11 protein-coding genes are annotated in these 12,475 nt (G+C 41.8%); 6 read left to right on the top strand and 5 right to left on the bottom strand.

Annotated elements, in window-relative coordinates:
* Positions 1–229: 229 nt before the first annotated feature.
* From F946_RS07035 to purL, 4 genes are all read right to left on the bottom strand, one after another.
* The gene (locus F946_RS07035; RefSeq protein WP_004693851.1) at positions 230–541 is read right to left on the bottom strand and encodes a YqfO family protein; all 312 of its coding nucleotides are present in this window, start codon (positions 539–541) and stop codon (positions 230–232) included.
* Positions 542–545: 4 nt separating this feature from the next.
* Complete coding sequence (locus F946_RS07040) at positions 546–1,316, bottom strand: abortive infection family protein (protein WP_004693852.1); 771 nt, start codon at positions 1,314–1,316, stop codon at positions 546–548.
* A gap of 124 nt (positions 1,317–1,440) precedes the next feature.
* Positions 1,441–1,569: a KGW motif small protein gene (locus F946_RS17480; protein WP_004693854.1), complete on the bottom strand. Its 129-nt coding sequence runs from the start codon at positions 1,567–1,569 to the stop codon at positions 1,441–1,443.
* Between the two features lie 215 nt (positions 1,570–1,784).
* A complete protein-coding gene (purL, locus tag F946_RS07045; RefSeq protein WP_004980598.1) occupies positions 1,785–5,621 on the bottom strand; it encodes a phosphoribosylformylglycinamidine synthase in 3,837 nt (1,278 codons plus the stop codon).
* A gap of 436 nt (positions 5,622–6,057) precedes the next feature.
* Between purL and F946_RS07050 the strand changes: the two genes are divergently transcribed.
* From F946_RS07050 to ruvB, 3 genes are all read left to right on the top strand, one after another.
* The gene (locus tag F946_RS07050) at positions 6,058–7,398 is read left to right on the top strand and encodes a deoxyguanosinetriphosphate triphosphohydrolase (protein WP_004980599.1); all 1,341 of its coding nucleotides are present in this window, start codon (positions 6,058–6,060) and stop codon (positions 7,396–7,398) included.
* A gap of 126 nt (positions 7,399–7,524) precedes the next feature.
* Positions 7,525–8,127: a Holliday junction branch migration protein RuvA gene (gene ruvA / locus F946_RS07055; RefSeq protein ID WP_004980600.1), complete on the top strand. Its 603-nt coding sequence runs from the start codon at positions 7,525–7,527 to the stop codon at positions 8,125–8,127.
* A gap of 247 nt (positions 8,128–8,374) precedes the next feature.
* Positions 8,375–9,382, top strand: coding sequence for a Holliday junction branch migration DNA helicase RuvB (gene ruvB, locus F946_RS07060; protein ID WP_004980602.1), 1,008 nt, complete (start codon positions 8,375–8,377; stop codon positions 9,380–9,382).
* A 217-nt stretch (positions 9,383–9,599) separates the two neighbouring features.
* Here the strand turns inward: ruvB and F946_RS07065 are convergent, their stop codons facing one another.
* Positions 9,600–10,604 carry a sensor domain-containing diguanylate cyclase gene (locus tag F946_RS07065; RefSeq protein WP_004980604.1) on the bottom strand — a complete coding sequence of 335 codons (1,005 nt, stop codon included), beginning with the start codon at positions 10,602–10,604 and terminating at the stop codon, positions 9,600–9,602.
* A 286-nt stretch (positions 10,605–10,890) separates the two neighbouring features.
* Here F946_RS07065 and ybgC point away from each other — a divergent pair, with 286 nt between their 5' ends.
* The 3 genes from ybgC to tolR are packed head-to-tail and all read left to right on the top strand — an operon-like array spanning position 10,891 to position 12,475.
* Complete coding sequence (gene ybgC, locus F946_RS07070; protein ID WP_004980606.1) at positions 10,891–11,298, top strand: tol-pal system-associated acyl-CoA thioesterase; 408 nt, start codon at positions 10,891–10,893, stop codon at positions 11,296–11,298.
* 26 nt (positions 11,299–11,324) lie between these two features.
* Positions 11,325–12,023 (top strand): protein TolQ, encoded by a 699-nt coding sequence (gene tolQ, locus F946_RS07075; RefSeq protein WP_004980607.1) that lies wholly within the window; start codon positions 11,325–11,327, stop codon positions 12,021–12,023.
* Positions 12,023–12,475 (top strand): protein TolR, encoded by a 453-nt coding sequence (gene tolR / locus F946_RS07080; RefSeq protein ID WP_004980608.1) that lies wholly within the window; start codon positions 12,023–12,025, stop codon positions 12,473–12,475. The genes tolQ and tolR overlap by 1 nt, the downstream gene beginning before the upstream one ends.

Genomic DNA, 12,475 nt, shown 5'->3' on the forward strand with positions numbered 1-12,475 from the left:
TGATTGCAAAAGTTTGATACGCGTTAAGGTCATCAGCAACTGTTCGAGCTAACCTAAATACCTATCATAGAGTTTCTGCGACTTATTTAATCAAATGATGAAAGCAATCGAGTTTTGCTGATGACAATGGTTTTGCCTACTTTTCCCGAAAGAAAAATAGGTCGAACCGAAGGTTAAAGTCTCAATTAAATATTAAACCTTAAGACTCCGCCACAAACTTCTTTTAAGATTAAATATCCACGATTTGAATAAACTCAAAAGCTGGTTCTTCATAGGGATGACTTAATTTTAAAGCCTTTACCACAGTGACAGCTTTCTCCTCTGGAACAATGGTTTCTACCCGCCACTCTGGAATTTTCTCCAAAGCATCCAACTCACCTATAAACGGATTTGCGTCTTTTACAGGTTTAAACTGGCCTGTACCCAAAACCTGCCATGCACAGTGTTCATAGTTTCCTATACCACCTGCCCCTGCTTCAAAAATCGCAAGTTTGGTAGATTCAAGATGTGATTCGGGAACATAGTAAATAAGTTTGAGCATGGAACTACTCTTTATGAGAATTTGATAATTTTTCGGACTCGGCTCTTATATCCCAAGTTGAGAAAAGAAACACCGACATGGTTCCTGCTAAATTCACTGCTAATTCTGCATGTCTCGAAGATGGTTTAAAATTCTTCTGCCCTTGTCCATGTGCATCACCAACTTTATTTCTTAATGCACCTAATCCCTCAACAATAGAACTACAACCGCCCAAAATCTGCTTAAAAGTTTGCTCTGTATGTTGTGATGGAGATAGGTTCAACTTTTTGTTTAATAGACGGTACAAATGATTAATATCAGGACTATTTCCATAATCAACATTGAAGTCATCCAATATATGCTTACAAGTAGATTCCAATAATGTTCTCGACAACGTAATTGCCCCTTCGGGATCTGTACTTCGTCTTTCTAAAGCTTTACCCCATATTTGATGAATGTAATCAGAACTTAAACCTTCAATTTTATTCATCACTAGATGGTCTAATGGAGTTGTATCTAAACTTTCCAAGACATCGAACAATTCATTAAAATCATCATAGATATGTTGTTTACATTCCTCATAACCATTAAAAGTATTTTTTAAATAGTCATTCGCCTGATCTAAAGATCTAGAATTTTTCACTAATGTTGGAAGATAAGGTTTTAGATTATTAATTTTAATCAGCTCATTTCTCAATTGAATAAATGCTTCGTCAGAGCCTTGCTCTAATTTGTCTAAGACTCTAGAGATGATTAACTCTTGTAATAATGAAACTGTTTTTATTAAATCTGTCATTTTTAATCTTAAATATTCAAACTTTAAATATTTTATAAGTATATAAAAATAAAGCCATAAATATTTTTGAATATCTTATCATCAATAAAAATCCACCTTTCGTTGGTTCTTTAACTTTCAAAAATCACATCTGCAATGCATAACCCAAAATCAAAAAGATCAATTGCAAGCTCAAAATCACAGCAAACAACTTCCATCCTTTTTTACGCAATGCAGACTTATCTACTGCTTCGTATGTAACTGTTTTAATCATGTCATCACCTCATACATGAGTGTTGATACTGAAATTGTTTAGTGATCCATCTTTCTTCTATTTTGCATGATATTTGTGCATTTATTACACAATATCACTTTTACATAAATATAAAAGCAAAATCTAAACCAACTTCAGCGGGAGAATTAAAAAAATAAAAAACGATTCAATAAAAAAGCCACCCGAAGGTGGCTTTTCAAAACCCAGACTTCAGATTAACCAATGAACTTACGTGCATTACGGAACATACGTAACCATGCACCATCTTCCGTCCACTCTTCAGGCTTCCAAGAATGCTGTACAGCACGGAAGTTACGTTCAGGGTGCGGCATCATAATTGTTGCACGACCATCTTTCGATGTGACACCTGAAATCGCTTCTGGTGAACCATTCGGGTTCATTGGATAGTGTTGAGTTGGGTTCCCTTGGCTATCGACATAACGCAAGATCACTTGATTACCTGCATTTAATGCAGCCAAGTTATCCGCACTTGTCACCACACGACCTTCACCATGTGCAACTGCGATCGGCAAGATTGAACCTTCCATACCTTCTAACAATACAGATTTCGATTTTTCAACACGAACGTTTACTGCACGCGCTTCAAACATCTCAGAAGTGTTGCGATGGAAACGTGGCCAAGCTTCAGCACCTGGAATCAGTGGCGCCAATTGCGACAACATTTGACAGCCGTTGCAAATACCAAGAGAGAACGTTTCGTCACGATTGAAGAATTTTTCAAATTGGTCACGAAGTTTCGGGTTGAACAAAACTGATTTCGCCCAACCACCACCAGCGCCCATGACGTCTCCGTAAGAGAAACCACCACATGCCACAAGACCTTCAAAGTCATCTAGGCTGATACGACCTGCAAGTAAGTCGCTCATGTGCACGTCTACAGTGTTGAAACCAACTTTGTCGAATGCCGCAGCCATTTCCACATGACCGTTTACGCCTTGTTCACGTAAGATCACCATGTTTGGACGACGTTCGTTGATGTACGGCGCTTCGATTGGCTCATTCAAATCAAATGTAGATTTTGCAATAATACCTGCATGTGATTTGTCCGTGATCAATGCAAATTCTTGATCCGCTGTTTCTACGTTATCACGTAGACGTTGGATCTGATGTGAAACCTCAGTCCATGCCACTTGCAAATCTGCACGCTCTAGCACTAAACCATTTACAGTCAATTGATCTGTATTGTTTACCGTACCAATAACCGCAATGGCATCACGTAATGTCGATGCCGCAACTTCTTCTGCAAGTGTTGCCCAATCAGACGCACTGATTTGAAGCACTGCACCAATTTCTTCTGCAAATAGGCTTTCAGTTGATTGATCTTCTAAAGCGACACCGAGACGTGCTGCAAACATCATTTCCGCAACAGTTGCAAGCAAACCACCATCACCGATGTCGTGGTAAGCCTTAATTAAGCCGCGGTTGTTCCAGTCTTGAACCAAGGCAAAGAATGCTTTGAAGTCGTCAAAACTATCTACATCAGGTGTCACTGAACCAATGGCTTTATAGACCTGAGCAAGGATAGAACCACCGAGACGGAACTGACCTTTAGAAAGATCAATACGCACCAATACTGATTCTTCATTTTTCAATTCAGGCGTTAAGGTTTTACGCACATCCGTCACTGGTGCAAAGGCTGTGATGACTCCTGACATCGGTGAAGTTACTGCCTTGTCTTCGCCTTCATCATTCCAAGTGGTACGCATAGACAATGAGTCTTTACCCACTGGAATTGCAATACCGAGTGCAGGACACATTTCCATACCGATGGCTTTTACACCTTCAAATAAAGCTTGGTCTTCACCTTTTTGCCCAGCCGCCGCCATCCAGTTTGCAGACAATTTAATGTCACTGATCTGGTCGATTTTTGCAGACATAATATTCGAGATCGACTCTGCAACCGATAAACGTGCAGATGCCGCAGGATTTAACAAGGCAACAGGTGGACGTTCGCCCATCGCCATGGCTTCACCTGTATAGCCTTGTAAGCTTGTTGTAGTGACTGCTGCATCTGCAACAGGAACCTGCCAACGACCTACAAACTGATCACGTGCAACCATACCTGTAATTGAACGGTCACCAATGGTGATCAGGAATGATTTCGATGCAACCGTTGGGTTTTTAAGAACGCGGTAAATCGCATCTTTCAAATCTGTAACTTTAGATGCATCAAAGTCATCGCCTTGACGTTCAATCGTTTCATACGAACGGCTCATACGCGGTGTGCCACCGAGCATGACTTGCATTGGCATATCCACAGCTTTGTTATCAAACAATGGATCGTTCACTGTCAATTGACGCGCTTCCGTTGCTTCACCTAAAACAGCAAACGGACAACGTTCACGTGCACATAATGATTCAAAGAGTTCTAAAGAACTTGGACGAATCGCCAACACATAACGTTCTTGCGCTTCGTTTGACCAGATCTCCATTGGAGACATGCCCGGCTCAAGTGATGGAATCTTACGTAAATCAAGAATCGCACCCAGTTCGTGGTCATTCACCAATTCAGGCATTGCGTTAGAAACACCACCTGCACCCACGTCATGCACAGACACGATTGGGTTGAAGTCTTCCATACGCCAGCATGCATCAATCACTTCTTGGCAACGACGTTCCATTTCGGGGTTTTCACGTTGTACAGAAGCGAAATCTAGGTTTTCACCGAGTTTACCGCTATCTACAGAAGATGCTGCACCGCCACCAAGGCCGATCAACATTGCAGGGCCACCGAGAACGATCAGCAAGTCACCCGGTTGAATCGCATCTTTTTCCACGTGGTCTGGACGGATGTTACCGTAACCACCAGCAATCATGATTGGCTTATGGAAACCTTTCACATCACCATTTACATTTTGTTCGAAAGTACGGAAGTAACCATTTAAAGCAGGACGACCAAATTCGTTGTTAAACGCAGCACCACCCAATGGGCCTTCAATCATAATTTGAAGCGGAGATGCCATACGAGATGGTTTACCGTAGTTTTCTTCCCAAGGCTGTTCAAAGCCCGGAATATTTAAGTTTGAAACCGTAAAGCCTGTTAAGCCTGCTTTTGGTTTACCACCACGACCTGTTGCACCTTCATCACGAATTTCACCGCCCGAACCAGTCGCAGCACCCGCAAAAGGCGCGATCGCTGTTGGGTGGTTATGCGTTTCCACTTTCATCAAGATGTGAGCAGCTTGGCTCTTGTATTTATAAACGTGGTGACCCGTCGCTTCATCTTTCTTCGGATAGAAACGCTGAGTATCAAAACCAACGATCACCGAAGCATTGTCTTTATATGCCGACAATACATCTGTTGGTGATTCTTTATAGGTGTTTTTAATCATTTGGAACAATGACAATGGCTGTTTTTCACCGTCAATGGTCCATTCAGAGCCAAAGATTTTATGACGACAGTGCTCAGAGTTTGCCTGAGCAAACATCATCAGTTCGATATCGTGCGGATTACGGCCGAGCTTGTTAAAAGCAGCAACTAAATAATCAATTTCTTCATCAGAGAGTGCAAAGCCAAACTCAGAGTTTGCCTTCACTAAAGCGTCTTTACCCTGACCTAAAATGTCGATTGCATTTAAAGGCTTTGGTGCAGTTTCAGAAAACAATGCAGCCGCGTCTTCAATTTGATTGAACACACTTTCAGTCATACGGTCATGTAAAACTTGTTTTACTGCATCCGATACTTCAGAAATACCTTTTAAAGTAAACAAAACACCGCGTTCTAAGCGGTGTATCGGGGTATTACAGTTGGCAAAAATATCCGTTGCCTTTGATGACCACGGCGAGATTGTGCCTACACGTGGTGTCACAAGGACTTGAACTTCATCACTTGTCGCTTCGCGAACTTGGAAGGTTGCGCCATCATTTAATAGCTGCAAAGCAGATTGCTGTTGTTGCTCGTCGAGCGCTTGGTCGAAAAGGTAAACCCATTGGCTTTCTATTGATTGAACAGAACTAATAGACGATAGACGTGTTAAAAGTTGTGTTTGCTTAAAAGAAGAGTGTGCAGGTGCACCGGCAACGATAAACATGCTGTTTTTGGCTCCACGGGCAGGTCTAGACAACCTACCTCAATGTGACTTGAAGAGAGCGCATATTCTACTGCGTATTGCCAAAATCAGCTAGTCGTCTACGACTTAAAAAAGTGAGATTTCTTTGTTTTAAAAGATCAATTTACTTTGACTTTAAAAATCAAACATGATTAGTAACAAATGTTTTAAGGGATAAATTTCAAAGATGCCCGACTTTTAGGCTTTGATTCGGTTCTAAAAACCATTGTTAATTGATATTCAAGCTACGAATAAAGAAGTTTATAGCCTCCTTGAGAACTGACGTAACTGTATTAAGATGTTCTATTGATGAAAATTTAATGCTGCAAAAATTAAAAGACAACTTATGTCGCAGCCCTCTAGAGCTCGTCACACTTTTTTGGCATGATGAAGCCAATAACTCACTGAATAATGATAAATGATGCAAATGCGTTGGTTGGAACTGCTCTCAACAGTTCGTATTGGAAGTAAAAAACAAAATACCGAATTGGCACGTAGCCCATTTCACAAAGATTATGATCGAATTATTTTTTCCCAAAGTTTTCGCCAACTGAACCGAAAAACCCAAGTCCATCCACTGACTCAACACGATGGCATTCACACCCGTTTAACGCATTCGCTCGAAGTCTCCTGTATTGGACGCTCTCTTGGCATGCTCGCAGCGGAAAAAATCAAAGATGAACTACCAATGTGGATTTCCCCTGCCGATGTTGGAGCCATTATTCAAGCGGCTTGTTTAGCACATGATATTGGGAACCCACCGTTTGGTCATGCAGGTGAATATGCCATTCGTGAATGGTTCGACGATGCATCACATGGAAACTTTTTAGAGAAGCTTTCCGCAGAAGAACAAGCCGATGTGCGTCAGTTTGAAGGAAATGCCCAAGGTCTACGCTTACTGACTAAAATTGACTATCACCCTAATGATGGTGGCATGCGTCTGACCTATGCAACACTGGGCGCTTATTTAAAATATCCGTGGCTATCGAAAACCATCGAATCACAAGGCAATACTCCTGCCAGTAAACGTGCCAAATTTGGCTGCTATCAGGCAGAAAAAGAAATCCTGCAACAAATCGCAGAGCAACTCGGACTGATTCAACTGGGTGAATATCATTATTGTCGTCATCCACTGACTTATTTACTTGAAGCTGCAGATGATATTTGCTACGCCCTGATTGACCTTGAAGATGGCATTATTTTAAACATGTTGTCTTATGAAGAAGTTGAACCGATTTTTTTAAGCTTGCTGGGTGAATACAGCGCACCAACTGAACTGTCGATGCCAGATACGACTTGGCAGCAAAAAATTGCGGCCCTGCGTGGACGAGTTATGAAACGTCTGGTTGAAGAAGTCACATCGGCTTTTGCTAAGCATCATTTTGAAATTTTAAGCGGACAACTGGCGGGTAGCTTACTGCAATACTGCGCTGCTGATATTGAGTTAGGCATTAACCGTGCGAAGGATTTAGCACGTGATAAAATATTTGAACACCCACAAAAAGCTGGTTTGGAAATTATTGCCCATCAAAGTTTGCAAAATATTTTAGATGCCTTTATTCCACTGACAACACCGCATAAAACATTGAGCTTTAAAGAACAACGCTTAATGGCTATTTTATGTCGTTCTGGTGCGCACTTTGGTAGCAACCATTATGAAAACATCATGCAGGTACTAGATATTATTTCTAAATTTTCAGACCACCAAGCGTATAACTTGTCTCAAGAGTTACAAGGCAATAAGGCAGGATTAATTTAAATAAGTCATCAACATCCAGTTTGATGATAAAGCCATCAATCCGAACTCAATTTTCCGTGAGCCTTTTGCCTTTCTGCGCAATGCTCACTACTATGCAACCATTGATAAAAAAGTGAATCACACAACATGATCGGATGTCTTATTGGTGAAGTCTTCGCACTAGAAGCACCCACCATACTTTTAAATGTAAATGGTGTTGGTTATGAAATTGATACACCACTGACGACCTTCTGCCAACTACAAAAAGGCCAAAAAATTACCTTATGGACGCACCTTGCCGTGCGTGAAGATGCTCAACTGCTCTATGGTTTTCTACATCAACAAGAAAAAATCATTTTTCGCACCCTATTAAAGGTCAATGGTGTCGGCCCTAAAATGGCTTTAGGTATTCTTTCCACGCTTAGTGTCGACATGTTGATTCATACTGTCGAACATGAAGATATCAACACACTGGTTAAAGTACCCGGTGTGGGCAAAAAAACTGCTGAACGCCTCATGATCGAACTACGCGATCGCTTTAAAGCGATGTCTTCAGGCACAGTACCAAGCAACTCAACCGTTGAACAAATTCAGTTCACAGGCAACACTGCCGTTGCAGAAGCCGAAGCTGCGTTGCAGTCTTTAGGTTATAAACCTTTAGAAGCACAGAAATTGGTCAATACTGCAAAAGGTGATTTTACTGAAGCGAGCGACATCATCCGTGCTGCACTTAAGTCGATGAATAAATAATCCAAATAGACACACCAATACACCTAAATTGGATACACGAAGGCGACATGGATGTCGCCATGTTGGATTGGGATATAAGGACATATCCTCAATCCAACACAAGATTTACTTGCGGACTTTTAAATATATTTAAAAGCCCTCATTTTGATCTTTCAAAAGTAAGGCAATGCCTACACAATGGTACCTAAACACAAATTATAATTTGAGGCTGTGCCTCGAAAGTTCAGCCAGAGATTGATTTAACTATATGCAAGACCGTCTCATCGGTGGTTCCGAAAAACCCGAAGATCATATCGACCGCGCTATCCGCCCGACCTCACTCGATGACTACATTGGTCAGCCCGTGGTTCGTGAACAAATGGAAATCTTTATTGGCGCAGCACGTGGTCGTGGTGAAGCCCTTGATCACACCTTAATTTTTGGTCCCCCGGGACTGGGTAAAACCACACTTGCCAATATTATTGCCCGTGAAATGGGGGGAAACTTAAAGTCGACTTCCGGCCCCGTACTGGAACGTGCTGGGGACTTGGCAGCCATGCTGACCAACCTTGAAGAAGGTGATGTACTATTCATCGATGAAATTCACCGTCTTTCCCCTGTGATTGAAGAAATTCTTTATCCTGCCATGGAAGACTACCAACTCGACATTATGATTGGTGAAGGTCCTGCGGCGCGTTCAATTAAGCTCGACTTACCCCCTTTTACTCTAGTTGCCGCAACCACTCGTGCTGGCCTACTCACTTCTCCGTTACGTGACCGTTTTGGTATTGTGCAACGCCTTGAGTTCTATTCAGTTACTGACTTGACGCATATTGTGACTCGTTCAGCCAATTTGATGGATGTACCTATTACGCGTGAAGGGTCAGGAGAAATTGCACGTCGTTCACGCGGCACACCTCGTATCGCCAACCGTTTACTGCGTCGAGTCCGCGACTATGCGCAAGTCAAAGGTACAGGTGAAGTGACACAAGACATGGCTCAGCGTGCACTCGATATGCTCAATGTCGATAAAGATGGTTTAGACACCCTAGACCGTCGTTATTTGAGTATGTTACTTGAACGTTTTGATGGTGGCCCTGGCGGTGTAGAAGCTTTGGCAGCAGCGATGGCTGAAGACTCAGGCACATTAGAGGACGTGATTGAACCGTATTTGATTCAACAAGGTTATGTCATGCGGACAGCTCGTGGCCGTATTGCCACCAATATGGCGTATTTGCAGTTTGGTATGACACCGCCTGAACCGAAGGACAAATAAAAGTAGAATAATGTGATCAAAATGGAACCTTAAAACTGATCAAGGTTCTTTTTCCATGATATTTAAGGTTTCATTATGGCAATTTGAGCATCTGGCACTGTTCAAAAAATCTGAGCAAAAACTCAACCTTCAAAGCCAACAGTAACGTTAAGCTCACAGTTCATCCCATCAGGTTAATCACTCATTCTGATGGTTTTGATTAATCCTAGATATGATTTTATTGCACGGTCTTACGTTGTCTTTTCTGTGAATACATTTGTTGATCTGCAAATTCAATTAAAGGCTCTATCCCCAAAGCATCTTCAGGGTAGATGGCAAGTCCAATGCTCGCTCCTATTTTTAGGTCCAACTGCTCAAACCGAAAAGGTAGACCACACGCTTCTGCAATTCGATTCATGGCCGATGTTGCTAAGTCTCGGTTCGCAACACTACTTAAGATCACCGCAAACTCATCACCACCCAATCGCGCAACCAAGTCTTCTTGTCGTGTATTATTTTTAATACGATGCGCAATTTCCTTTAGTGCAACATCTCCCATGCGGTGCCCAAATTGATCATTGATACTTTTTAGACCATCCATATCAATCATTAAAACGCCAATCTGCTTCCCATATTTCTGAGCCTGCATCACGCCTTGTCTTAAATAATCTAGAAATAATGCACGATTGGATAACCCCGTTAGGTGATCTTGGGTTGCTAGTTTATATAACTCCTGTGCGCCAAACTTGGTGGCGTGATACATGGCTGCTGCGATTAACTCTGACATCAGACTTAAAAGCTGTAAATCACTTTCTTTAAAGGCTTCTACCTCTTCAGAATAAATTTTAAGTACGCCCACTGCTTCGCTGCAATGTGTCAACGGTACAACAGCCATTGATCTTAACCCAACGCGACGACATGCTTCACGATCTACCCGAGGGTCGTTCTCACTATCGGTACAATATAACGTTGTATTTTGCTCTACACATAAGCCTGACAGGCTGTTTAACTTGTACAACCTTAAGCCCAATAAATGTGCAGCTCCACCAGATACAGCACGATAAACCATATCGCCATCTTCATCGAGTTCGACCACAGCACCTTTCGCATTGGTAATTTGCTGCGCTTGTTCAGCAACCAATGTCATGACTGCATTGAGATCCAAACCGAGCTTTGCGATGGCTGTTTGTGTCTGAATCACAGACATAAGTTGAGAAGGTGTAGGTTGATAGTTATGGCTCATAAAATCTATAAACACGTAAAATTTTGGACTATTTAAAAAAACGAAATACAGCTGAGCACAGCATGAATCAAATTATCACACCCACTCCATATTTTCACCACACGTAACTCAAGCGGTCACGAAGCATAATATTTGACATCTTGTGCCATTGGAGTGAAATCTCATAATGCTAAACTGCGACGCATTAGTACTTTGACGTGCACCAATTTTAAGACCATGTCCTTAAATATAAAAGCGCCAAGTCAATCTAAATCGACTCGTACAACTGGAAAAACGGAATACTCTCATGGCGAATAAATTTGAATTCAACATTCGTGTCTATATTGAAGATACTGATGCAGGTGGCATTGTTTACCACGCCAATCATATTCGCTTTATGGAGCGTACCCGTACCGAGTGGTTACGTGCTTCTGGTGTAGATCATTACTGGCATCAAAAAGACTATAACTTCGTTGTACACAAAATTAATGTGAAATATTCGCGTCCAATTTTAATGGATGATTTAATTACTGTTACAGCAAGTGTTGTTTCGTGTAAGGCTACGTCATTTGTGTTGCAACAAAATATTTATCGTGGTGAAATCATGCTTGCATCTGGTGAGGTCGAATTGGCATGTATCAGTTCAGAAATGAAACCACGTCGACTTCCCAATGAAATCCGCGAACTGATTCTAAAAGAATTAGGACAAGACTAAAAAAATTATTGGCACATGTAGTAACTATGGCAACTCAACTCGAATCATCTCTTCAAGTTTCAGATCTAATATTACAAGCAAGCCCAGTCGTACAACTGGTAATGCTGGCTTTACTTTTGGCCTCGCTGTTTAGCTGGTATCTGATTGCCAAGTTACACATGAGTTATAAAAAAGCACAAGCAGACGATGACCATTTTCAAAAAATCTTTTGGTCGGGTGCTGAACTGAATACGCTATATAACAATGCACAACTTAATTCCAAACGTGTCGGCCTTGAGGATATTTTTTATCAAGGTTTAGGCGAGTTTTTAAAACTAAAAAAACGCAATGCTGCTACAGCTCAAACCATTGAAGGCACAGAACGTATTTTACGCGTCGGTCTAAGTCGTGACCAAAGCCAACTTGAACAAGGCTTAGGTGCTTTGGCCAGCATTGGTTCTGTGGCCCCGTATGTTGGCTTATTTGGTACCGTTTGGGGCATCATGAATGCATTCATCGGTTTAGCAGACGTAGATCAAGTCACCCTTGCAACGGTTGCACCTGGTATTGCTGAAGCCCTCATTGCTACAGCAATTGGTTTATTTGCAGCGATTCCTGCAGTATTGGCATTTAACCATTACACAGGAAAAGGCGAAACGGTTTACTCCGATCGTGCTTTATTTGCAGAAGAAATGGTTGCGTTATTACAACGTCAGTCTTTGGGTGAAACTAAGGAACATGACTAATGGCAATTCAACGTTCAGGGCGCTTCGAGCGCATTAAGAAACCACTAAAAAGTGAGATGAACGTCGTCCCATATATTGACGTCATGCTCGTATTATTAGTGATTTTTATGGTCACCGCACCCATGATTACCAGTGGGATCAATGTCGACCTTCCTCAGGCCAATGGCAACCCCATTGAATCAAAAGATGCACCTGCAATGGTCAGCTTAGATAAAGAAGGTCGCTATTTCCTTAAATATAAAACACACCGTTCAGTTGAACCTTTGGCTTTATCTGAATTGACGTCTATTTTAAGTGAAGCACAGCAACAAGCTCAGGCTGACAATAAAACTTTAACCGTTGTTGTGGAAGGTGAACAGTCACGCTCTTATGGCGAAGTCATGTCGCTCATGAACAGCCTACAAGAAGCGGGTCTCAGCCAAGTTGGATTACTCACAGAGCCATTAAAGTAA

This window comes from Acinetobacter johnsonii ANC 3681, assembly GCF_000368805.1.
Taxonomy (GTDB): Bacteria; Pseudomonadota; Gammaproteobacteria; order Pseudomonadales; family Moraxellaceae; genus Acinetobacter; species Acinetobacter johnsonii.